Annotated in this window: 22 protein-coding genes; 4 read left to right on the top strand and 18 right to left on the bottom strand. The window is 37.0% G+C overall.

Annotated features, from left to right (window positions below; all coding sequences use genetic code 11):
• Together ABMA76_RS03285 and ABMA76_RS03280 are read right to left on the bottom strand one after the other, a co-directional pair.
• Positions 1-1,047: a hypothetical protein gene (locus ABMA76_RS03285; RefSeq protein WP_393060941.1), complete on the bottom strand. Its 1,047-nt coding sequence runs from the start codon at positions 1,045-1,047 to the stop codon at positions 1-3.
• A gap of 138 nt (positions 1,048-1,185) precedes the next feature.
• A complete protein-coding gene (locus ABMA76_RS03280; RefSeq protein WP_392859513.1) occupies positions 1,186-1,611 on the bottom strand; it encodes an OsmC family protein in 426 nt (141 codons plus the stop codon).
• A 220-nt stretch (positions 1,612-1,831) separates the two neighbouring features.
• On the opposite strand from ABMA76_RS03280, the gene hemN reads away from it, so the two are divergent.
• Both hemN and ABMA76_RS03270 read left to right on the top strand, forming a co-directional pair.
• Complete coding sequence (gene hemN, locus ABMA76_RS03275) at positions 1,832-3,166, top strand: oxygen-independent coproporphyrinogen III oxidase (protein WP_392908973.1); 1,335 nt, start codon at positions 1,832-1,834, stop codon at positions 3,164-3,166.
• 111 nt (positions 3,167-3,277) lie between these two features.
• Positions 3,278-3,463 (top strand): hypothetical protein, encoded by a 186-nt coding sequence (locus ABMA76_RS03270; protein ID WP_021268045.1) that lies wholly within the window; start codon positions 3,278-3,280, stop codon positions 3,461-3,463.
• A 13-nt stretch (positions 3,464-3,476) separates the two neighbouring features.
• Here ABMA76_RS03270 and ABMA76_RS03265 read toward each other — a convergent pair whose 3' ends face one another.
• The 5 genes from ABMA76_RS03265 to ABMA76_RS03245 form a co-directional block, all read right to left on the bottom strand.
• Positions 3,477-4,430 (bottom strand): alpha/beta hydrolase fold domain-containing protein, encoded by a 954-nt coding sequence (locus ABMA76_RS03265; RefSeq protein WP_392908971.1) that lies wholly within the window; start codon positions 4,428-4,430, stop codon positions 3,477-3,479.
• Between the two features lie 159 nt (positions 4,431-4,589).
• Complete coding sequence (gene ahpF, locus ABMA76_RS03260; RefSeq protein WP_392908969.1) at positions 4,590-6,140, bottom strand: alkyl hydroperoxide reductase subunit F; 1,551 nt, start codon at positions 6,138-6,140, stop codon at positions 4,590-4,592.
• A gap of 73 nt (positions 6,141-6,213) precedes the next feature.
• Positions 6,214-6,780, bottom strand: coding sequence for an alkyl hydroperoxide reductase subunit C (gene ahpC, locus ABMA76_RS03255; protein ID WP_392908967.1), 567 nt, complete (start codon positions 6,778-6,780; stop codon positions 6,214-6,216).
• A 170-nt stretch (positions 6,781-6,950) separates the two neighbouring features.
• Positions 6,951-7,577, bottom strand: a complete 627-nt coding sequence (locus ABMA76_RS03250; protein WP_392908965.1) for a carbonic anhydrase — start codon at positions 7,575-7,577, stop codon at positions 6,951-6,953.
• A 57-nt stretch (positions 7,578-7,634) separates the two neighbouring features.
• Entirely contained in the window at positions 7,635-8,204 is a 570-nt protein-coding gene (locus ABMA76_RS03245; protein WP_392908963.1) for a manganese efflux pump MntP family protein, read from the bottom strand.
• 84 nt (positions 8,205-8,288) lie between these two features.
• Between ABMA76_RS03245 and ABMA76_RS03240 the strand changes: the two genes are divergently transcribed.
• Positions 8,289-9,281, top strand: coding sequence for a hypothetical protein (locus ABMA76_RS03240; protein ID WP_392908961.1), 993 nt, complete (start codon positions 8,289-8,291; stop codon positions 9,279-9,281).
• Here the strand turns inward: ABMA76_RS03240 and ABMA76_RS03235 are convergent.
• The 4 genes from ABMA76_RS03235 to ABMA76_RS03220 all read right to left on the bottom strand — a co-directional run bounded on the left by ABMA76_RS03235 (position 9,271) and on the right by ABMA76_RS03220 (position 14,458).
• On the bottom strand, positions 9,271-10,686 hold the full coding sequence (locus tag ABMA76_RS03235; RefSeq protein ID WP_392908959.1) for a PQQ-binding-like beta-propeller repeat protein: 1,416 nt from the start codon (positions 10,684-10,686) through the stop codon (positions 9,271-9,273). The genes ABMA76_RS03240 and ABMA76_RS03235 overlap by 11 nt on opposite strands.
• Positions 10,640-12,931, bottom strand: a complete 2,292-nt coding sequence (locus tag ABMA76_RS03230) for a PEP/pyruvate-binding domain-containing protein (protein ID WP_392908957.1) — start codon at positions 12,929-12,931, stop codon at positions 10,640-10,642. Before ABMA76_RS03230 ends, ABMA76_RS03235 begins: the two co-directional genes overlap by 47 nt.
• Positions 12,932-13,022: 91 nt before the next feature.
• Positions 13,023-13,859 (bottom strand): S-methyl-5'-thioadenosine phosphorylase, encoded by an 837-nt coding sequence (gene mtnP / locus ABMA76_RS03225; RefSeq protein ID WP_392908955.1) that lies wholly within the window; start codon positions 13,857-13,859, stop codon positions 13,023-13,025.
• A 5-nt stretch (positions 13,860-13,864) separates the two neighbouring features.
• A complete protein-coding gene (locus tag ABMA76_RS03220) occupies positions 13,865-14,458 on the bottom strand; it encodes a class I SAM-dependent DNA methyltransferase (protein WP_392908953.1) in 594 nt (197 codons plus the stop codon).
• A gap of 118 nt (positions 14,459-14,576) precedes the next feature.
• On the opposite strand from ABMA76_RS03220, the gene ABMA76_RS03215 reads away from it, so the two are divergent.
• On the top strand, positions 14,577-17,564 hold the full coding sequence (locus ABMA76_RS03215) for a hypothetical protein (protein WP_393060939.1): 2,988 nt from the start codon (positions 14,577-14,579) through the stop codon (positions 17,562-17,564).
• A 1-nt stretch (position 17,565) separates the two neighbouring features.
• Here ABMA76_RS03215 and ABMA76_RS03210 read toward each other — a convergent pair whose 3' ends face one another.
• From ABMA76_RS03210 to ABMA76_RS03180, 7 genes are read right to left on the bottom strand one after another with little or no spacing between them, the layout of a single operon-like run.
• Positions 17,566-18,033, bottom strand: a complete 468-nt coding sequence (locus ABMA76_RS03210) for a chalcone isomerase family protein (RefSeq protein ID WP_392908949.1) — start codon at positions 18,031-18,033, stop codon at positions 17,566-17,568.
• The gene (locus ABMA76_RS03205; RefSeq protein WP_392908947.1) at positions 18,026-18,718 is read right to left on the bottom strand and encodes a fatty acid desaturase; all 693 of its coding nucleotides are present in this window, start codon (positions 18,716-18,718) and stop codon (positions 18,026-18,028) included. The genes ABMA76_RS03210 and ABMA76_RS03205 overlap by 8 nt, the downstream gene beginning before the upstream one ends.
• Before the next feature lie 18 nt (positions 18,719-18,736).
• Positions 18,737-19,756, bottom strand: coding sequence for an SAM-dependent methyltransferase (locus ABMA76_RS03200; protein ID WP_392908945.1), 1,020 nt, complete (start codon positions 19,754-19,756; stop codon positions 18,737-18,739).
• A 9-nt stretch (positions 19,757-19,765) separates the two neighbouring features.
• Entirely contained in the window at positions 19,766-21,022 is a 1,257-nt protein-coding gene (locus ABMA76_RS03195; RefSeq protein ID WP_392908943.1) for a class I SAM-dependent methyltransferase, read from the bottom strand.
• Positions 21,023-21,024: 2 nt separating this feature from the next.
• Positions 21,025-21,810 carry a DUF1365 domain-containing protein gene (locus ABMA76_RS03190; protein ID WP_392908942.1) on the bottom strand — a complete coding sequence of 262 codons (786 nt, stop codon included), beginning with the start codon at positions 21,808-21,810 and terminating at the stop codon, positions 21,025-21,027.
• Complete coding sequence (locus ABMA76_RS03185; RefSeq protein WP_392908940.1) at positions 21,807-23,045, bottom strand: NAD(P)/FAD-dependent oxidoreductase; 1,239 nt, start codon at positions 23,043-23,045, stop codon at positions 21,807-21,809. The genes ABMA76_RS03190 and ABMA76_RS03185 overlap by 4 nt, the downstream gene beginning before the upstream one ends.
• Positions 23,045-24,316 (bottom strand): DUF1295 domain-containing protein, encoded by a 1,272-nt coding sequence (locus ABMA76_RS03180; RefSeq protein WP_392909544.1) that lies wholly within the window; start codon positions 24,314-24,316, stop codon positions 23,045-23,047. The genes ABMA76_RS03185 and ABMA76_RS03180 overlap by 1 nt, the downstream gene beginning before the upstream one ends.
• Positions 24,317-24,426 lie beyond the last annotated feature (110 nt).

The following is a 24,426-nucleotide window of genomic DNA, read 5'->3' as shown; positions in this document are numbered from 1 at the left end:
TCAATTCTCAAGAATCGAAGTTAGATATACTAAATCATAATATGAGGCCAAGAATAGGTCAGGATCTTGATTTGCAAGCTCCTTATAATAATCAAAGACATCTTCTCTTCCGTCCTTAAAGTATTTAACTAGAGCATGAAAACTTCTTGAGTTTATTGAATGATGCGCAACAATGTTCGCTGATAACTCCAGAGTTTTGTTAAGATCATAATTAAGAACTCCCTTACGATAGTTTTCAAGTTCTCTTTGAGCTGCAATTAATACAGGAGAGAGAAAGTATACCCCTCCTCCTTGCTTAACAATATCACCGGCATATGCGACAACTTTATCGCTTGCTAAATATGGCCCCATGTATTTGCTATAAGTCTTTCTTAAAAGGGCCCTTTTTATACCAAGGCGCCTTAGGCCTTTTCGTTGTGCTAAAAGAAATAGAGCATTAACCTCTGCAAACGATTCGGATTCATGAATGCCATGTCCATTTGGTGAAGATCGATAATTCTTAGGGAGATAAATGTCATCTAAGCAATGAGAAAGCTCGTGATAAAGGGAAAAGTAGTATAATTCATCTAACGAAAATAAGTTCTCAAATTCTGAAAAATCAAAATTTTTATAAACATCAACACCTTCGCTATGACCTAACACTCTTCTAATTTCACTTGGAAGGTCATTCATAACCCCATTAGGAAGTACAGCACAGAACTTAAATTCCTTGCTCCAGCCTCCCTTCATAAAAGGCAGGGCCGATGCAGCACCATTTAAAACGCCAAAGTAAGGAATAAGATTAACGGCCTCCCCTTTTTCTAGCTCTATGTTAAATTTGTGAAGCATATATTCGCTTAAAAGCTTAATTTGCTCTTCTTCATTATGGCCTTTAAGTAAAGGGACCACTTCACTCTTATCGAAGATAACAATAGGATAGTCTTTCACATTCCCATACTCAGCATTTAAGACTTTTATTTCATTTGATAAATCTGCTGCTAAGTTCGAGGCAAATGCACTGACTGTTAACAAAGAAGTTAGTAGATACTTTTTAAATATTCTTTTCATAATATAGCCCTTTCAAATTTATTGATATTTAATCATATTTCAATAGACCAGTGTATCAATGTGATTGAATTTTCAAGGGCGTCGAAAAATTAGACATTCTACAAGTGGGGTATTCCCCCACTTGTAGATGAGGTGTAACTAGGCTACTTTAATTTTAGGATTTAGCGTGAATTTACAATTCATTGAATTTGTAACCAGGCATTTGTGTTGAGTCTCTTCTAATAATTTTAGATAATCCTCAACGTTCTCCTTACCATGGACAACAAGATTTGGTTGAATCTCTACCGTTGTAAAAGTGAGCTTTCCATCCTTTCTTTCTAGCTTAGCATCTGCTTTAACATCAAGAGTTTCCCAATCCATTTTTCTTGCTTGGGCCAATGCCTTGAAGCTAAGTAGGTAGCAACTTGAAATACTAGCTGAGAATAGGTCTTCTGGAGACCACTCTCCTTCTGGCCCTTTAAACTCGGGAGGTGCCGTCGCTTCCAAATTCTGTTTTCCTTTAGAAGAAATTTTCATTCTTCCATCATTTCTTTCGCCGTGGGTGTTGGTACTGTAGATACTCATATATACTCCAATGTTCTCGTTATTTTGCTATCTTAAGGGTTTTTGTACTCCAGCTGCTTTAAAGAAATCCTTATTTTTGTTTAATAACTAAAACAAGGCCATAATCTTTAAAGCTTGAAAGAACACAAAACAGATTCAACTTGCAATTCAAGTAAAACCTAAGCTACATCATCTTTTTTTTGCTCCAATTCTTCTAAGATTGCCCTTAGGAGATAAAAAGATGATTAAAGACAGTCTTGTTCAAAAATATAATGTACCAGTACCTCGCTACACTAGCTTTCCAGCTGTTCCCTATTGGACGGGGGCACCATCACAAGAGATGTGGTTTGAGCACCTCAAAGAAGGCCATACTAAGTCACAAGGTGTAGAGCTTTATATCCACGTTCCTTTTTGTGAAAAGCTTTGTTACTACTGTGGTTGTCACCGAGTTATTTCTAAAAATAAGAATCGTGGTGTTGAATATGTTGATTTCTTACTAAGAGAGTGGGATCTCTACCGCGAACAAATGGGAGATATCAAGATCTCATCAATTCACCTTGGAGGTGGAACTCCTAACTTTCTAAATGAAGAGGCTTTTTCAACATTATTAGATAAGCTTAGAGAATCAATTGATTCTAAAGACTTCAAGGGCTCCATTGAAATAGATCCTCGTACTTGTTCAAAGTCCCAATTAGACCTTTATAAGAAATTAGGCTTTAGTCGTCTCTCAATGGGAATTCAAGATTTTGATCCAACAGTACAAGAAGCGATTGGGCGCGTGCAACCTTTCCATAAGGTAAAGGAGCTTGTGGACTACTGTCGCGAAATAGGTATAGATGATATCAACTTTGACTTAATCTATGGCCTACCTTTTCAAACATTAAAATCAGTTGAAGAAACAATTGAGAAGGTCATCTCACTTAAACCACTACAAATTGCTTTTTACAGCTATGCTCACCTTCCTTCAAAGATAAAAAATCAGAAACTGATTCCTCAAGAAGCTCTTCCTGAAGGGGCCGCTAAAAGAGCACTATATGAACACGGAAAGAATTTACTTGAAAAGCATTCATATAAAGAGATTGGACTCGATCATTTTGCCAAGTCCAATTCACAACTCTACCAAGCAAAGCAAGAAGGAAAACTTAGAAGAAATTTCATGGGCCACACTCATAAGAGCTCCCCGATTATAATCGGTCTAGGTTGCTCTTCAATCTCATCATCAGCAAAGAGCTTTGTTCAAAACGAAAAGGACGTGAAGTCGTATTACGAATCAATCAGCAAGAAAAAGCTTGCCATTAGCGCTGGTCATATTCACTCTCAAGAAGATATAGCCGTGGAAGAAATCTTACAAAACTTCTTTGCGACAAGTAGCGTTTCAAATAAAGCATGGCAGGGTTTAAAGAATGCTTCTCTTATCAGTCATAAAATTTGTGAGCTTGAGAAAGATGGCCTTATTGCAAGTAGCGATAAGATCATTGTCACAGAAGAAGGCAGGCCATTTATGAGAAATATTGCAAGCATTTTTGATCATCATTTAATGAAGGCCAAGCAAAATAGCGGCTCTCGCTCCCTATAATTATATTGTTTAATAGACTCTAACTATTAGAAGATGAGCTTTGATAATTTGCATATTTTTGCAATCTAATAGATAATTTAGGTCACACAACACACAATATAGGGAGAATAAATGAGTCAATTAACGCCGCAACAAAAAGAAGAGTTACTTGCAGAAATTACACTTCTAGAAGGTCAACTTACTGGAAATATGATGGAAGATATGGATATTCGTGGAAGAATTCACAATATTAAAATGAAACTTGATGGTGTTAAACCACCTGAGAGCTTTATCGATTGTATCGGTTGCGGTTCATAAGAGTACTCAATTCTTAATAACTTTTTAGTAAAAAGATAATCTGATTAATTGCAAATCTCGACTCCCTAAGATGAGGCATCTCAATAAATCCATGCATCATCTTGGGGTATTCAAAATAACGATAAGGTCTGCCTCCTTCTTTCAATCGATTCTTTAATGCCTTCGCATCTGGATGTAAAATATCATGAGTGCCTGTAAAAATATTAATTTCTGGAAGATCATCAAGTTCGCCTCTTAATGGGCTTATACGATAATCATCTTCAGGTAAGTCTTCTGCAAAAATCTGTCCTAATTCTCTAATTCCCTTTCGATCTAAAACCATTTCATGCTCATCAAATTTTTCAATTTCAGGGTTACTCATGGTGATATCAAGCCAAGGAGATAAGAGTATAATTGAAGATGGAAGTGGAGCTTTCTCGTTTCTCATTTGCTCACAAAGAGCAAGAGCAAGACAACCACCGGCTGCATCTCCCATAACAATAATATTTTCTGCTCCAACTCTTTGGGCGGTTTTCTCAAAAGACTCCCTTATCATTGAGAGCGCATCTAAGACACTTCCATGGGGTACCAATGGATAATCAGGAACAATTGTTTCTACATCAACATTTCGCATTAACTGAGTGAGTAAGTGGAATTGCCCAACATTCATATTGTAGATAAATGCCCCACCGTGAATATAGAAAACCGTTTTTGCACACTCCTTCCCCATCGGTCTGAATTGGAAGAGGTTACGATTTTGTATCTGCATACAATGAATATCAAACTCATGATAGAAAGCACGAGGTATACTCGTTTCATTTGGTATGGGATCTTCTTTCTTCTTTTCAACAATCTTAGAAAAAATCTTTCTAAGCTGTAGAATTCTAAGACTTCCCTTTGAGACAAAGGAGCCAAAACTTTCGTCTTCTTTATAGCGAAATTCAGTTTCTAGTGGATACGAATTCTTTTTGAGTGCTTTATTCTCCATAAGGCTAATATCGGGATAAGAGCAACAGGGCCTCATAAAAGAATTGCCAATTTTTTTTAACTCCAAATTAAGAAAAAAGCCCCTCACGCATGAGTAGAAGATGAGGGGCCCCCTAGATTTCTCTAGATTATTTATGTAACGCAGAGAGAGTTGTTGCGTTTACACAAGCATTAAATCTTCAAAGGCAGCGAGACCAGCTTTGGCCCCCTCTCCCATTGCTATAATAATTTGTTTGTATGGAACGATTGTTACATCTCCGGCCGCATAAATACCTTTCTGATTTGTGCGACACTTATCAGTGACAACGATCTCCCCAAACTTATTCTTTTCAACGAGATCTCCAAGGAATCCACTATTTGGCACAAGCCCGATCTGAACAAAGACTCCATCAAGGTCGACTTTCTTCATTTCACCAGTTGCACGGTCCTCATATTCAAGTCCGATAACTTTTTCACTATCACCAATAACCTTATCCGTACGTGCATTTTTAACGATTGTTACGTTTGGCAGAGACTCAAGCTTTTTAACAAGAACAGAGTCTGCTTTAAGCTCTGGTGCAAATTCAAAAAGAGTCACAGACTTTACAATACCAGCAAGATCAATGGCCGCTTCAACTCCAGAGTTTCCACCACCAACAACACTAATATCCTTGCCTTTGTAATAAGGGCCATCACAGTGAGGACAATAAGCTACCCCACGGCCAATATATTCTTTTTCGCCGTCAACACCTAGCTCTCTCCATTTTGCACCTGTTGCAATAATTAGAGCTTTTGTTTGGACAGTTTCCCCACTATTTAAAAATAGTGTTTTCACATCACCATTTTCAATATTATCAACACGACGATTTTCAAGAGTCTTAATATCATATTCATCCATATGCTTATTAAGTGCCGCAGACAAGTGCGGGCCTTCCGTATAAGGTATCGAGATAAAATTCTCGATCCCTTTTGTATCTTGCATCTGACCACCAATACGATCAGTGATCACAGCAGTCTTAAGTCCCTTACGAGCTGAGTAAATTGCTGAAGAGACACCTGCAGGGCCTGCACCGATAACAATAACATCGTATAGGCCAAGATCTTTTGCTTCGCCAGAAGACTGTGTATCTTCTTTTCCAAAGCGTGCTTCTAGCTTTTCTAGTAAATCAACAAGTGAAGACTTTCCAGAGTGAACTAAGTCATCTCCATCAATCACACTTGGTACGCCTTGAATCTTAAGTCTAGTAATTTCATCCTGCTCAAATTCTCCATCAACCATCTCGTGAGAGAAATCCTCTTTGAAGATGGCCATGAGATTAAGTGCTTGGACGATATCTGGACAATTCTCACATGAGAGAGAGATATATGTTTTAAGGCCTATCTCACCTTTTAAAGCTTTAATTCGATTAATAATCATCTCATCAGGAAGTTTTCCTTTAAGATCACTATTTAGGATAGCAAGAATTAGTGATGTAAATTCATGTCCACCTGGTATACCAGAAAATTTGATTCCATTCGCCTTGCCGTTCACATGAATTTCAAAATGTGGGTAATCGTAATTTTGTCCGCTAGACTTTGCCACAATCTTTGGAGAAGTGGTCGCGATGCTCTCAAGCATTTCAACAAGCTCTTGTTGTTTAGCATGACTTGATTCATTGTAGACAAGTCCTATCTCACTCTCTAGTTGAGCATAGACTGACTTTAACTGTTCAATGATTCCACTATCTAACATAATTACTCCAATAAAATTCTAGGACAGGCCCAAGCAATAAAGCCTGGGCCCAAAATATCGTTGAGGATAAATCTTAGATTTTTCCTACAAGGTCTAAACCTGGCTTAAGTGTTTCAGCACCTGGCTTCCACTTAGCTGGACATACTTCATCTGGGTGCTCAGCAATAAATTGAGCAGCTTGAACCTTTCTCATTAATTCGTCAGCGTTACGTCCAATTCCGTTATCTTGAACTTCAGCAAGCTTAATCTCACCAGCTGGGTTAATTAGGAAAGTCCCTCGATAAGCAAGGCCTTCTTCTTCAATATGAACACCAAATGCTCTTGTAAGTTGACCAGTTGGGTCTGCAAGCATTGGGTACTTGATCTTCTTGATTGTCTCTGAAGTGTCATGCCATGCTTTGTGAGTGAAGTGAGTATCAGTTGATACAGAGTAAACTTCGACACCCATTTTTTGGAATTCCTCATACTTATCGGCCATGTCACCAAGCTCAGTTGGGCACACGAATGTAAAGTCTGCTGGGTAGAAGAAAAGGATTGACCATTTACCTTCTAGATCATTAGCAGTAACTGTTTTGAAATCTTCATTGTGGTAAGCTTGTACACTGAAGTCTTGTACTTTTGTGTTGATTAAAGTTTGCACTATTCATCTCCTTTAGAAGTTTTAATAAGTGATATTCTACTTATAAGATTCTTCCATCAGAGGTGATTTTTATCTAATATTTATTATCTAATGCTTGATAGATGTCACCTATGATACCGCAAGGCGCCATAGGCGTGTATATAACTATAATTGCTTAAGACTTAATTTATTTAGTCAAGATGATAGATTTCCATGATATTTTCTAGAGTTTTTTCAAAGTCAATCTTGAGATCTTTAAGTTCTCCAGAATGTACATCAAAGACCCAGCCGTAAACCTTAAGGCCTCTTTCTCGGTTGGCCTTTTGTACGGCAGCTGTCTTAATGGCATTAATACATTGCTCTTGAACATTTAGCTCAACAAGACGCTCATAGCGCTTGTCTTCATCTTCAATGGCATTAAGTTCTATTTTGTGAGTACGATAGACATCGCGAATATTTCTAAGCCATGGATTTAGAATTCCAAGGTCTTGGCTTTCCATTGCTGCCTTAACACCACCACAACCGTAGTGTCCACAAACGATGATGTGATCAACCTTTAAGTGATCAACAGCGTAGTTTAGAACACTCATGACATTGAGGTCGATACTAATGACCATATTAGCAATATTTCTGTGAACAAAGATCTCACCAGGTCCTGCCCCCATAACCTCTTCCGCTGTTACGCGAGAGTCAGAGCATCCGATATAAAGAAAATTAGGGTTTTGTCCCGCACCTAATTTATCGAAGTATTTTTCATCTTGGCTTAATTTAGATTGAACCCATTCTTTGTTGTTTTCAAAAATTTTATTGATATCCATATAATTCACCTATGTTATTTTTTGCAAAATCATAAGTGAATAAATTGAATTTGCCAATTATAGCCCTTCAAGTAGGAATTTCACCGCAAGGCTTTGCAAAATAATCGCTGCAATGATGCTAAAAACCGGTCCTAACTTATCAGAAGCACGTTTAGCAATGCTCATTCCCACGATTGTCGAACAAAACGCCCAGACCCCAATCGAAGTGATATAAGGGGTAAGAACTTTACCCGATGCGCCAATTGTCACCCCTACAGCAAATGCGTCAAGGCTTGTGGCAAATGAAACCAGAATTACTTTTAATAAACTGTGAAATTGTTTTGGCCTCTCTTCTTCACCATCATTTTTATCACTTAGCTCCTCATAACCTTCGTATGCCATATGAATGGCCACAGCAGTTAAGAGACCAAATGAAATCCAATGGTCAATATAATCAAATTGTGCAATGACTTTCGCGCCAGCAATCGCACCTAAGAAAGCAACAAGTGCTTCGGCTCCACCAGAAGAGAATGCAAATTTTAATGTATCGCTAAATTTATGTGGTCTGGCCCCCATTGCAACGGCGGCCGAGAAAGAATCTGCACATAGAACTAAACCAATAATAATAACTTCAAAATAATTAATCATAAGGCCTTTATAATACGTAGGCCTATTACAGGCAATTATTAAAATACTATTCGATTTGATAAATTTTTATTATTGTCACTACAGATGAAATTACTAATTGCTACTCTTATCTCGACATTCTCGTTCGCAACAAATTCATTTGTTGATGAAGTTGATACTTATTTTCAAAGTAATGAATTAACTAAAGTTCGAAATCAATCTGAGTTTCAAATTGATAAGTGTCACCCTCAATTAGAAAATCAAAATACTTTTGGGGAAACGCTACTCTATTTTATAAATGAGCTCACTACCAAGAAATCAACATTCTTACATATTAGCTCAATCTATAAAATGCCTTCCAAAATGGAAGATCAAGAGCAAGTCGGACTTTTAAGTCACCCACTATGTTCTGTAACAAAAGAATCACTTTCAAAAACGATAAAGAATATGCCTGATGAGATGACGATTGAGTTGGCCAATCGTTTTGCTCGAGAGCACAACCTGCTTAGAAAGCAAGAGAATTATGAAGAACTAAAACTACTTTGGGGAAAATTCTTTGGGTGCCTAGCCTACACAGAGAGTTTAACTACGGCAGACTTGTCCTCAAGTGAGAAACTCGCAAAGAAGTATGCTCCAAGAAATTACAAAAGACCTCAAGGAGTAAAATTCTATTATGACAAATGGCAACCAAAAGTGAGTCGTTTAAATATTGGCCTCTATCAATTCACGCCAAACTATGGTGGAAATATAAAACCTTGTGTAGACTCTTGGAATCATTATTATTCAAATGAAAGTTGTCAGATAAAGAATAAAAAGAAGGATGCATTGATTAATGCTTTCGGTTCCACTGCTCAGCATTTCAATGCTTACTGTGGCGTTCATAAAGTCATTGAAGCATTTTCAGTACAATTAAATACTTCAGAAAAAAGATTCACTCATCCAAATAATCAAGAAGGTGGAAAGCTTAAGGGCGCAAGTGAAAGATGTGTCACACCACACTTCTATGCAGGTTGGTCATACAATCACTTTGGGCCACTACAGAACTCGACAAAGAATAATCTAAGAAAGCTAATGTCTTGTCTTTATCCTAATTCTTAAAGTATTTAATACTTCCCTTCATCCCAAAGACAATATGCCCCTTATCTAAGATAAGAGTGTCGGCAAAGATATTCTCCGGTTTTTCACCTTCTGAAAAACGCTTAGCCTTCAGCAAGCTCCCATCATTTAAACTAAGATAAGAGATCTTTCCTAGACGGTTTACAAAGATAAGTTTCTCTCCATTATATTTAATTGAAGAATAATTGTAGCCAATCTTCTTTTTATCACTTTCATACTTCCATTCAAGTTTTGAAGTCACAGAGTTCCACGCATAGACGCGGCCATCAAAATCATTAAAAACTAATAAGTCATCAAAGACGAGAGGCTTACCAATAACAGGTGAATCGACTTGAATATTTGAGACTCTTTGCCCAATACTATTTAAACATTCAATGCCACCAAGATCAGGTCTTCCTTCAAGCTCTCCTTGAATGAAGCAAATTTTATCTCTGGCCATAACTGGCCCATACCAACTCGAAAGAGGAAGCCCTTCTCTCCATATAAGCTTTCCTGTTAAAGCATTTAACTTGTACGCATAGGGAATTTCTTTTCCGGCATCTTCCTTAGGTACACCACTAGCAATGTAGAGATTCTCTCCATCTATATGGACAAAGGCATCCATATGGCCCCCATCAAAGTGCCATACTTGCTTCATTGAAGCAGGGTCAATTGCATAAAGACCATCTCCCCCAGCTGCTTGGAATAAGAGATCCTTTCCCGCAATTGTTTTAATAACAGGAAGAATCTCTGTGTGACCCTTTGTCTCAAAAGACCCCACAACTTTTTTTGCCTTTGGATCAAATTTATAAACACGCATATGGTGTGAAGCATGAAGACCTTCACCAAAGTAAAGATATCCCTTAAAGTAGACAGGTGTTGGTGAAAGAAATTTTCCAAAGTAAATCTTATTTTTTATCGCTCCTGTATTCAAATCTAGAACAAAGAGATTTCCTTCTTTAGTTCCCACAAAGAGTTCATCTTCGACAACAGTTCCAGATGCAAAAACACCTTCAGGTACAATCTGTTGCCAGAAGAAGTTTTCGGGATCAACATCAATTGGCCCTCGAGTATATTTAATGTCCCTATTCATAAAGTCTTGCACAAAAAGTGGTACTGGCCCATGCTTTAAATACTGATACGCTTCCATACCACCATAGATAAGCACATTAAAAATCATGGCAGAAATTAAAATCTTAGGCTTTAATAAAACCTCAAGTAATTTCTTTGGCCCTTCAGCTTTTAGTTTAATACCAAACAGCCCTGCAATAAAAGTTGCAACAACAGTAATACCAGTACTTAAGAAAGCAAGTGGTAATAGAACAGTCGGAACAATAGAGTAGCTAAAGTCGCTACATAAATTATTGCATGAGTTTAATTGATCCAGTATTTCCATCAACGAAAACATCTTCTCCACCTTTGAATTTTAAATGACATTGTTTAATTCCACTTACAGCAGGAATTCCCATTTCTCTGGCCACAATTGCACAGTGAGACAAGACCCCACCTCGCTCAACAATAATTCCACTTGCCTTAGTAAAGACAGGTGTCCAACCTGGGTCTGTCGACTGGGCCACAACAATAGCATTTTGAGGCCAATCAATTTCCTTCCAACTTGCGGGGTTATTTACGACAACAATTTTTCCTCTTACAACACCAGATGAAAGTCCTTCTCCTACAAGGTCGTTTGTACTAGACTCTTCCTCTCCATCAATGACTGCTTTAATCTCCTGAAGAGAAGTTACAGTTGAGAAATTGAAGTTCTTAAACATCTGAGCGCGCTCTTTTCTATCTTTAATTAATTCAAGCATTGAAGATTCAAAACTTAAGATCTCTTCTTTACTTAGAAAGAAAATATCATTTTCATCTTCAAGCTGAAGCCTTCTGGCCTTTTCAAGGGCAAGAAAGCGAATATGAGCATAAGGTCTTAAAATGGCCATTTTCCACTTTTCTCTAAGCTCTAATAATTGCTTGAGTATTTTCCATTCTTCTAGAATTAAAGTCTTCTTAAATGACTTCATGGCCATAATCTCTGCCTCAACATCAATAAAGGCATGAGAGTTTTTGTCCTGTACATATTTTTCAATAGGATAATCATAGAAGGCATCATCTCCAATCTCCGACCATCTTTTTGCACTTAAATCAAGCTCCCCTGGCCCTCTATGACCATAGCGAGCAAGAAAGAGAGATCTCGTATTTGGTTTTGCGCAGGCCTTTTTAAAATATAGGCCCATATTATATGTTTCAGAATTAATTCCTGCACCAGACCATTTCTTAATCATCTGATCCGCTTCTTGCTCAGTATAAATACTTTTAAGAAGAGAGATTAAAGTTTGGATTGTTGTCTCAGTAAGTGAAATCAAAATATATGGCCACTCTAAAGTACGATTGCTAAAGATTGTCATCTCTTTTGAAAGACGATTATTAATCTCCTCCTCACTCCAGTCTTTATAGATTGTAGGGTCATTTGGTCGCTTTGAAATCGTTGTAATCTCAAGTAGCTCCTTTGAAGCTTCATCGATTACCTCTTGGCGATGAGTATTGATTGAAAGTCCTACTTTAAGCATACGCCACATTGTTTGCGGAGTACAAAAGAGCACCTTAGGAGTTATCTTTGAAAAGTGAAACTTCAGATGTGGTCTTGGAATAGGCTCAATTGAATATGGAATTGGCCCAAAGTACATCTGCCCAAGCTTACTTAGATTAATATAATTTCTTCCAAAAACTTCATCCATGATGGATTCATTTCCATCAAATCCAACATAGCCTAATTTTCTAAGGGCCTTATCAAAGGCCTGATCTCTTTTAAATGACTCAGACCAAATCTGAGTTGTTAAAGTCGTTGGAGATACTGTCCATTCAGCAAATGTTTGTCCATCCCAAACAGTATCATCAGAAAAGAGACTTGAAAGTCTTTCAAGTTCATCATGGGCCAACTTTTTAAGGTTTGTTATGGATGCCTTGGCAGTAATAGGCCTAGCTTGTAAAAGGTAAACTTTCCCGGCCTTGTCAATCGCCCATTCGATATCAAAATCGTCTTGATACTTATCTTCAACAAGATTAGCAAAGGCAACAATCTCTTTAACTTGTTTCTCAGTGATATGTTCACTTTCAAAATTTTCTTCACTTAGAATAATCGGAGTTCGCTTTCCAGAGACTAGGTCTTCACCTACACCATCAATATACTCTAGCATCCATGTTTCAAACTTCCCTCTTGGGTCCTTTGAAAAGTAAACACCTGAATAAGAAGGGTCAATCATACGCTGAACAACGACATTCATTGGAACTTCTTTATCTGAACCAAGGAAGTATTTACGATAGGCCTTAGAAGATTCTTTGTGTATTGAATTGAAGCAATTTTCGATTGCGTGTTCTAAATCTGTATCATTGCTTACATATAAGAAAGTCGAATTTTGACCTGCAAAGCTATTCTCTTTTGAATCCTCACCTGTTGCCGAACTTCTAACTGCAAGTGAGTATTCGCCAGCACGAGCAAATTTGAAAATTTCTGCTAACTCATCTTTCGTCGGTAGTGCATCGAGAATGATTCCATCAGGGACAACTATTCCCATTTGGGCCATCATGGCCAGCATATAGGCCTTACCACCAACTTCCTTCTTCTCTTCAGGGAGATCCTTAAAATAATACAACATAAACGCCTTCCTCTTCTTGATAAATTTATATCGTTTACGAGACAGTCATTACATGACAATCGTCACCTTTTGTCACATAAAACGCCAAATATCAGGAAATTAGCGTCTTAATTGTATCAATTGACTCTTTTGGCCAATAGGATTCCTGTGTCACAATTGCGTTAGCATTAACTCGCTCAAACTTAACTTCGTCGTTAACTAAGCTTGGTATCAGATGAGTTAAGAGCTCTTTTACATTTGAAACATTCTTGTTGATTACATTTGTGATCTCTTCCAGAGAGCATGCTTCATCTTTCCAGCAATCGTAATCTGTCACAAGTGCCACTGTTGCGTAAGCAATTCCAGCTTCTTTTGCAAGATAGCTTTCAGGAACATTAGTCATTCCGATTACGCTTGCACCAATACTACGATAAAGTTCTGATTCAGCACGGGAAGAATATTGAGGGCCTTCAATACAAATATAGCTTCCACCAAAGTGAAACTTTGTTTCAACTTTATCAGCTAATACTTTAATTCGCTCAATAAGAGCTTTTTCAACTGGTTCGGCCACAGAAACGTGTCCCACGATTCCATTTTCAAAGAAAGATCTCTTTCGTAGTCCCTTTGTCCAATCAATAAATTGATCAGGAAGAAAGAAGTCGCCAGGCGCAACTTCTTCTTTTAAAGAACCCACTGCAGAGATTGAAATAATATGAGTCACTCCAAGAGACTTGAGAGCATAAATATTGGCGCGGTAATTGATATCTGAAGGACTGATATGATGGCCCTTGCCGTGACGAGTAATGAAGTAAAATTCGCTTTCATTGATCTTTAAGTGATCAACGTCACTACTTGGATCTCCATAAGGAGTCTCTATCTTTAATGACTCGATTCTCTCCATAAGATCAAGATCGTAAACACCACTTCCACCAATTACACCTATTTTCATATTACCTACTTATAAAATACTGCTAAGAACTGATTGTACTCACGGCCATTCTTTGTACGTGAGTTAATTGTTTCAATCTTCACATTAAGATTCGCCTTGTCTGCCCATGAAGCAATTTCCTCATTAGAGAAACCAAAGTGCTTCACACCCATCCCTTTTGGATCAGGATGAAAACTTCCATCTTCTGACTCAAGGTCGACGATGGCCATCTTTCCACCTTCATTTAACATTCCAGCAAGTTTTAGCGTCATTTGCTCAGGAGAATCAAGATGATGAAAAGTCATCGAACTTATAATCAAATCAAACTTTTCATTCAGCTCTTGATTTTCTAAATCAGTATTAATTGATTTAATATGATCGTAGTCAGCTGTTTTCTTATCGAATACTTCAAGCATACCTGTGGAAGTGTCCACACCAGTAATACTTTTAGCATCATCAATAAACTCGAGACCAAAAAGACCAGTACCACATCCAAAATCAAGAAGGTCAACTTTACTAGAAAGGTTAAGACGTTCTCTGGTTTTTTCAGCAAGTGTTTGCATTATGGATATCTTATCTTCAGAATCCCAAGTATTGGCCGCATGATTAAAATGTGACATATTTTTTCTCCATAAATGACTAATTTCTAAACGTTATAATATCTAATCAAAAAACATGTTAAAAGTCATATTTTTTCACCCCGTTCATCTTCAGATAATACTAAGAAAAAAGCAATAAATGACCGATAATAAGGGTGTGACAACAAGGCTTCTTTTGCTATTTTCAGGTATTATTATTGCATTAAATACTTTTGCGCAAAGTAGCTCTGTCATCGAATCCCACCGAAGTTATGAGATAGCTGCATGTCAAAATGTGTCTAAAAATAATCAGAGCGATGAATACTATATTGGTTGTGAAAATGGACGAATCAATTATTTTGATGATTTCAAAGAATTGTCTAAAACTGCAACCGCCATTGAAAGAAATATTTACGAAGATAATCTACTTAATGAACTAAGAGAATTCACAATTAGTGAGCTTAGAAAAAATAAATCTTACTTTGATAAATTAAAAGAATGCCTCATTTCAAATAATCCAGAGTGCAAAAAGATCAAAGAAACTATTCTTAAAACAGTAAAAACTGAATCACCTAAGCTAAGGGCCACAATGTCTATGATGGTCCCTCCTCCTAACTTTCAGAGAATGAAACCAATTCTCTATAGTACATCAATAAAGCATAAGTTTCAGGATAAAGCGCTGAAGCAATTAACTAAAGATGAAAAAGCAAAGATTGAAGAAGAAGTAGAGGCAATAAAGTATCACTTTAAACAAGCGTGGTTTGAGGAGAACTTTGGTAAAAATAAATGTATCGAAAAATTATCACCTACTTCTTTTGGCTTTCTTCCTTCAAAAGGGCGTTATTCTTGTGAATCTTTTCACCAACGCACACTAGATAAAGCAGTTGCTAGCAATATGGATAACTACCGTAGGCAGTTAAAGAAAGAATATAACAACAAGCTAGCGAGTAATCCAATCTTGGCCCATATTGATCTAAGAGGAACTGAAAGCGATAAAGAAATCCTTAGCGAAGTCACAACAGTCATTTCCAACTTGGCCAAACAAACAGGTCTTTCAATTGACAGACTTACACATTTGGAAAAGGCAGATGAGGCTTCACTAATTCGTAATGATAATATCTTAAACTCCTTTATAACAGACAGAGGAGTATCAAAGGTTCTGTGTGATGTTTCTCAAGACCTAAAAGATCAAGAAGAATTTAAAGAGATAAAAACTGACTTGGCCCTAGCAGGAGCAGCACTTATTGGTGGTGGTGTATGCGCATTTACTGCAGGAATTGGCTGTATGATTGGAGTCGGTGTTGCTGCAGAGACAATAGGAATAAGTATCGCACAAAACCGATATGAAGAAGCAGCTCTAGCGTTCAACTCTGGTCTTACAACAGCTCAGTTATATGAGGATCGAAAATTTGAAAGAGATTTCACACTCCTACTTGCTCCACTTTCTGTAACTGGAGAATTTATCGGAAGTGGTGTGAAGATCGCTTCCAAATCAATGCGCTACTCCCCTTCCGGAACAACTTTTGACTACGACCTAAAAGGGATCAGAAAAAGAGATCAGTATCGTCAATCAATATTTATAAATCCGAACGAAAAAATTGGAAATAAGGCAGACTTTATTTCAAAATATGAAGACTTTGTCCTCACTGGGCAAGAATTAAATAGTCGCTGGATTCAAAATGCAAGGGCATCTAATGCATCTCTTTATTTAGATATTGAAAACTCTGCTCTAAAGAGATTAAACGATACAATTGGAGACAAAAGCCTTGTGACAGCACTTACCAATGCCCACAAGACCATTGTTGCAACGAGAATCAATGAATTATTAAAGAAGTATCCAAATATTGATATTGAAGTATATTCAGACTTTAAGTCAACACGCTTTGCCTTTGTTCCAAAAGACTTATCAAGTGAAATTAAGGCCCAATTAACAAAAGAGCTAAATTCTGTTTACCAAGAAGCTAATAGCGAGTTTGCCGATATGATTAAGACGATGGACGGAATTTCAGCAACTGAAAATATTCGAGGATGGTTCCAAGCAGGAATTGGAGCCACTGCAGATGAAGCCGGACAGGCCGCCAAAAGGAGTCGTTCAGTAGATCGCTCTGGTCAGGTTGCAAGTTTTCAAAAAGTAAAATTTACTATCGAAGATGAAGTTAAAAGTATCGTTAAATATACAGATAGGTTGAGTCAGAACCACCCTCTTGCAAAGGTTGGCCTTATAGAAAGAATAGCTGATCAAAAGTCTTTTGTACCTACTCTCGAAGTCTTTGAAGTAGCGAGAAAAATCACAGGTCCACCTTCTGCTCAGGGAGAATCCCTTGCTAATGAATTAAATCGTCGTTTTGGAAGTAAATTATCAATTCAAGATGGCCAAGAATTAATGAGTTATATTAAAAATCTCGATTCTCTAACACCAGGGCTCTGGATTAAAGAGCGTGTTAATGCAAATTTAAATGCTGCAAATTTTGGAGGAATGTCAGGAGATATCACAGGAATGGGAGCAAGAAATATCCGTCAGGTTGCATTTGATATACTAAATTCAGATAAACACTCACCTTCCGATATCGTCAAGGCCACAAGGGCCGGAGAAATAAAAGTAACATCAACTTTTGACCAAATAAAAACAAGATTTAATCAAATTGTGAAAGATGTTTTAGATGAGAGGCAAATTAAATATAGTAATGCTTGTAGTGGTGATGACTGTGTCATGATTCCTTCTAAGGAATTGACAGCACAAGACCAGATTGCACTTGTTAGTAAATTTGCATCTCAAGAGAATCCTTCTCAGTACAGATTAAGTATTATACCTGCAGGCGTAAAACAAAGTGATCGAACAAATTTAGCGGTACATGGAGAGCTCGTTGAAAAACATCTTAGAAAGATTTTAACAGGTGTTGGAGCTGGAAAAATTAAAAGTTCAAAACTTAAAAATTTAACAATTGCTACAAAAATGCCTACACAAATAAAGCATGGTCAAATCGACCTTATTATAGGAGTTAAAGAAGAACTACAATTCACGTCAGGGGAGCAAGCACTAATTCAAAAGGCCCTTAAGGAGTCAATTGAAAAGGTAAATAAAGAACTAGGCGAAAATGCAGTTGAAAGTGATGGCCATTATAGTGCTGGAACAATGGCATGGATCTAAGCTACTTTAACAAGTCTCTTTTTAAATCAGAATCAACAGGATATTCACCAATCCACGGAGCATGGGCCAAAGAATACAGCTTTTTATCGTCCCTACGTTCAAGGATGACCTTATCATTCTTCTTTATGACAACTTTATCTCCATTAAGTTTATAGATAGAAATGATATCCCCTTCTTTTACATCAACACTACTCTCTACAAATGCCTTCAATTGACTTTCAATATTATCGTAGTGTTTTAAAGCTTCCTGCCAACCTTTTTGGGAAAGTTTCTTTTCGATGTCACGAAGATATCTAATCTTAAGTAATTCTACTTTATCACTAGAGTTTTTAAAGTAAGAGACTTCATAAACATCCCAGATAAAGTATGACAAAGTCCCCTTTCCAATCAGGCGCAATTGGTCACTTGAAGCATTCGCGTATAAAGAAAGAAGTCCTAAGAGTATAATATTTCTCATTAGCTTAATCATAGCTCACCACCTTCGCCCGCTTCAAAAACTTAAGAGCAATAAAAGTAAAGTCGAGTTCAAATTTTTTATCAGCAAAATTTAAGCTGCTCTCATTAGCATGATGATTATTCTGATATAGTTCCCCCATCATTAAGAAATCAATTAAGAGAGTATTTTTAGAATTATCATCCAAGTTATGGTTTCGATAACCATATTTATGACCACACCAGTTCACAATCGCCCCATGAATTGGCCCTAAAAAGCTGTGAATAGGAACTAATAGAAGATACCAGTACGAATCAGTAAACATTAAATACATGAGCGCATAGAGCACAACAAAGAGCAATCTGACGAATACGGAATCGGCGAAAGCAACAACACTAGGATATTGCTCTTCTTGTGTCTCTACGCTCATGTACTCCCTATAAGTTTGAAACATCATAGAGATAATATTTTTACTAACAACTGGAGAATGAGGGTCTCCAATCTCATCTGAGTGTTTGTGATGATTTAAATGCAATGCCTTATAGTGCTGAGGACGTAAGAAGCTAGGCCCTTGAGCAATAATTGTAAGAACTAAAAAGAACTTGTTCCAAGCAGGTGTCAGTTTACATAGGCTATGAGAGACATAACGATGTAAATAAAAAGACTGACAAAATAATGACAAGTACCAATGAACAAATAAAAAGCATATTGCAAAAATCATTTTAATCTCCGTGTTTGACTACTTCTTTTCAAATAAGAAGTGTCCAACAAACCACTCTTCACCTTTGTCATGGCCAAATAACTCGGCACAAGATGCAAAAAAGATCTTCCAACGATGAAACCAAATATTGGCCTGGTCTTCACCGTAGGTAGCTGCCATAACTTTCATTACTTCAGGACGCTTCTTCTCCATATTTTGAAACCACTGCTCTGAAGTTTCTTGATAATTAGCACCATTAACTTTCCATTTTTCAACTAGTTTGAAACTATCCTGCACCTTTTCAAATAGGTCAAAGCTAGGCATCACTCCTCCAGTGAAAAAGTAACGGCCCATCCAATTATCTTCTCCTTGAGTTTCAAAGAAATAAGAGGCATCTTTATGGCAAAAAATATGGATAAATAGCTTCCCATCATCTTTTAACCATGAAGAGACTTTAGAAAACAATGAATTATAATTACGCATATGTTCAAACATTTCGATAGAAACTATTCGGTCAAACTTACGGTCGATACTGAATTCATTAATATCACATGTTTTAATCTCTAGATTATTCAAAGAGCGCTCTTTTATACGATCTTCAATAAACTCTCTTTGTCCATTCGAGTTCGAAATTGCGACAATTTTTGAATTAGGAAATTTCTTCGCAAGATAGAGACTTAGTGAACCCCAGCCACAACCTAATTCAAGAATATCCATACCATCTTCAATTTTGGCCCTTTCGCAGTACTTTTCAAGCATTGCACTTTCGGCCTCATCAAGAGTTTTTACCCCATCATCAAAGAGAGCACTTGAATATTTTAGATTCGCTCCTAAAACTAACTTAAAGAACTCCGGTGGAAGTTCATAGTGTTGCTCATTTGCTTTATCGACATCTTCTGCAATAAGGGACTTATTAAACTCTTTGATAATTCCACTTTTATGGAACTCAAGGTTTTCATTAATTTCATCCTTACGTTGTTTGATTAATTTTCTTATTCCCATTCTAATTAATGGATCAGGAATAAAGCCTCTTTCAGCAGCACTCATTAAAATAGACATCATATCCTCCTATGATCTGTATAACGGTTTACCAAAGACTAAATGAGAAACACCAATGGCCCTTTCACTGAAGCCCCCTATACAATACGAAAAGTAAAAATTCCAAAGTCGTTTGAATTGTTCATCTTCACCAAGTTTTGGGATCTTATGTGTTTCGTGATTGAATCGATTCTGCCACTCTTCAAGAGTGCGCACATAATCCTGTGCAAAATCAACTTGAGAATATAGGCGCATATCCGACACTTTCTTGGCCGCACCTAAAACAGCATGAATCGAAGGTATAAAACTTCCAGGAAAGATAAACTTCTTAATAAAGTCTAACTCTTTTACTGCTCGATCATATTCTTGATCGTTAATCGTAATTATTTGTAGAAGAGCAAGTCCATCTTCTTTTAGAACATCTGAAATTTTCTTTATATACGTATTTAAAAACTTCTCACCTACCGCCTCAATCATCTCGATTGAAACAACACGATCAAAACTTCCCTCTAGCAGACGATAGTCTTTTTTCAAAAGAGTAATCTTATCTTCAAGTCCCGCGGCCTTAATTCTTCTTTGAGCTTCTTCATATTGATTTTCTGAAATCGTGGTTGTTGTAACATGACAGTCATAAGCTTGAGCGAGGTGTATAGCAAGAGCTCCCCAACCAGTTCCTATTTCAAGAATATGATCACCTGCCCTAATATTTAATCGTTCACCAATAAGTTTAAGCTTATATTGTTGTGCCTCTTCTAAAGTAGAGTTTTCATTTGCAAATATTGCACTTGAATACATCATCGAGTCATCTAAGAAGTGCTTAAATAATTCATCAGGTAAGTCGTAATGGGCCTCAATATTCTTCTTAGAGCCAGTAAGTGTATTTCGACTTTGCCAATATTCTAAGAATCTCGCCGGCTTCAAAAGATTGACAAAGCCAGAGTCCATTTCACTTAAGAGCGTCTTATTAATAGCAAAAGCTCTCATCACATTACTTAAGTTAGGTGTGTCCCATTTCTTTAAAATGTAAGACTCTGCTGCACCAATGGAGCCCTTGATAAAAATATCAGTAAAGAAGCTTTGATCATGAATGATCATTTCGGCACTAATTCGTTGAGGACCACGACCTAGAATATGCTTCTTACTGCCAACATAAATCGTTAGTCGAACATTTTCTAACAAGGCCAACTTCTTTAGGATTGCATCACGAAGTGTTCGAAGGAGAACGCCTGGTGCATCATCTTTATTCAATAATTGAGACTTTTCAATAGTTTTGATATCTGGTTTCATTATTACTCCTTTATATTCGTTTGTGAAAGTAAGTTCCTACGACTATTGGGATTTGGGTGATCATAGAAAGGTACACCTTTCACCCATAGGAGGAATGCTTGAAAGTAAATACCGAAGACAACTTTTAGAGTCATCAAAGGGAATTTAATTAATATATTATTAAGCGACCCTTCTGTTGCCTCTACCTTCTTAAGGTTCATATTTGCAAAAAAGACCTTCTCGCCTTTCTCAAATGTATCCATGTTTATTTTCAACACATCATGAGGCTTAGAAAATTTCCAATCATATGCCAAGGACATTGGAAAAAACGGTGACACATGAAATTCTTTTTCAAACTGTGTCTCGATCTCTTTGTCGCAAGGAGCTTTTATTGCATCGACGACATAGCAAAATCTTTCGCCCCAAGGTGTATTTTCAATTTCGGCCATAATAGCGTCAATCTCCCCCTCCTTATTAAAGCAGTAGTAGAAAGTAACAGGATTGAAGCAGTGACCAAAGTATCGAAGACTAGTCAGCATTCGAACTGGCCCTTCACTTCTGCGACCAAGATGTTTTTCCACAGTCTTTAAAACTTCTTCCTTAAGATCCTTAGTCTTATCACCGTGATAATCACTTCTTTTAAAGTAAGCAATATTTCGTTTCATATAAGACCAGAAGCGTGAAAGGGAGAAAAACTCATCCACCTCATCTAAATCGAGATAAACGAGAAAAAGCTTATACTTAAAGAAGTGTAATTTAGGACGAGAGCGAGAATGTATGACGACTCCTTCATAAAGGCACGATTTCATAACTTCTCCAATTTCTCTACGACTCTCAAGGCACTAAAGACACCATCTTCGTGAAAACCATTTCTCCAATAAGCTCCACAGTAATGAGTACGGTTGTGACCACTAATTTCATGCCACCTAGCTTGAGCTCTCATCCCATCTAAAGTGAATAGAGGGTGCATATAGTTCATTTGTTTAAGAATAGTCTCTTCCTTAATAGGTCGATATGGATTCAGTGTGACATTAAAATTTTTATGAAAATTTATCCCTTGAAGAATATTCATATTATAAGTGACAGTTGAGCCAATGGACTTCTGTGCTGGAAGTTGATAATTCCATGCTGCGACAGCAAGTTCTCTTTTAGGTAAGAAGCTATCATCTGTGTGAAGATAAGTAGGATTTGCAACATAGGGAATGGCAGTGAGTAACTCGACTTCTTTACTCGTAGGACTCTCTAATAGCTTCAAGGCCGTATCTGAATGTGTTGCAATAATAACTTGATCAAAGCTTTCACGGCCCTCTTTCGTTTCAATGATAACTTGTTCTCTTTCACGAGTAATATATTTAACAGGAGTATTAAGTCTTATAGAATTCTTAAAATGTGGCACCATTTTCTTGATATATGAATTTGAACCACCTTCAATGACATACCACTGTGGTCGATCATCAACTTCTAAGAAGCCATGATTCTCAAAGAATCGTAAAACGAATTTGGCAGGGAATCGCCAAACGTCAACAGGGTCTGTCGACCAGACGGCCGCCATCATCGGTACAATATAATAGTCGATAACACTCTTCTTAACTCCCCTTGTTTCAAAGAAGTGAGAAAGAGAAATATCTCCTGAGTCATTTGTTAGAAAGTCTTTGGCCTTTTTATTAAAGTCGATAATCCCATTAATCATGGAGTAAAACCAAGGTCTAAAGAGATTTCTTCTTTGAGCAAATAAAGTATTTAACGTAGTGCCATTGTATTCAAGACCTGTCTTATCACAGTGAACACTGAAACTCATTGCAGTAGGCTTATACTCAACACCCAGTTCGTTGATAAGACTCAAGAAATGCGGATATGTCTTTCTGTTGAAAACAATGAAGCCTGTATCAATTTTAAACTCTTGATCTTCATATTCGATTTCATGAGTATGAGTATGACCACCAAGATAGTCATTGGCCTCAAAAAGCGTAATATCATGCTTTTTCGAAAGCTTATAGGCACATGTCAGTCCAGAAATACCAGAGCCAATGATTGCAATTCTCATTACTGCCCCTTTAGCCTATTTTTGATATACTTAATTAAAGAACCTAGTATTGGAATATGCTGATAAATAAACTCCCCCATATCAAAATAGTCACGATGGTAGCTTACTAGGCCAGATTCATTAAATTTAATGACAGAGTTTCCATGTAAGATAACAGGCTTCCCTGAGTTCAGATTAGGCGTAACAAGAATCATCTTCCAAACGGCAACATGATGATTGCCATTTGAAATAATTTCAGAAAATTCAAAACGAATATCTTCTACTCCTTGATAGATTCCCTGATAGTAGTCCTTTACTGCATCGAGTCCTTTATGCTCGCCGATTGGATCAATAAAGAGCGCTTTCTTATCATAAAAGTCATTTAAGATTTCAATATTATCTGCTCGAAGTTCGTTAAAAACCTTTTCAATTCGTTGTGCTTGTTGATTTTGAGTATCTAAGCCTGCAGCTTTTAGCTCTTTCACACTTACTCCTCCAATTAAACATATTATTAAGACAAGTTTTATGACTCTTTTTGGAAACCATATAAGAAACCGACTAGTTCTCTTTTGATACTCTCGGTAAACTTCACCTTTAGACTTCAATGATGACTCCTCGGCCGGCGGGACTCCTGTAACAGAAGTAATAAGATAGAGCATGATGATATATGGGATAAAACCAATCAAAGTAACAGGCCTTGCCAAATCTAGCCCATATACTCCGTATGATAACCAAATTATCGTTTCAAAAAAGTAATTCGGATGACGTGAGAACTTCCATAATCCAAGATCACAAACTTTACCTTTATTATCCTTATTAGAGACAAAGCTTTTAAGTTGTCTATCAGCAGTCATCTCCCCTAAGAGTGCTATGATGAATATAGTCATGCCTAGAAAGTTAAAAACAGTTAAGCTTCCTGCATCGAGGAGAAGAAACAGAGGTAGTGATAAGACAACTGTTAGTATGCCCTCGCCAACAAAGAGTCCGTAAAGGTAAACACCGTACATAACCTTCCATTTCTTCTTTAAATTTATGTAACGACTATCCTCTCCAGTCTTTCTTATTCTTTGAAATAAGTGCGTACTTAGTCGTACAGACCAGAATGAATAAAGAAGGCAGAGTATTATAAACTGAGATGTCTCAATTAGCTTAGGCTGAGACAATAGCAAAGTTCCTATAACAATGAGAAAACTTGAGCTCCAGTAGAAGTCCAAGTATGAGAATATTTTAATATTCAAAGAAATGAACCAGCCTATTGTAAAATAGAGAATAACTAAGAATAGTATGAGCACGATTAAATCAAACACGGTCAGTCCTTTATTTGTCTTATGCTTATGGATACGTGCATACTTCGATAAAAGATCACCCTCAAAAAAAAAACTCTATTTTTCGCCTAATATTA

Source organism: Halobacteriovorax sp. ZH5_bin.2 (genome assembly GCF_043196375.1).
Taxonomy (GTDB): Bacteria; Bdellovibrionota; Bacteriovoracia; order Bacteriovoracales; family Bacteriovoracaceae; genus Halobacteriovorax_A.
This window is presented reverse-complemented; position numbering and strand designations above follow the sequence as displayed.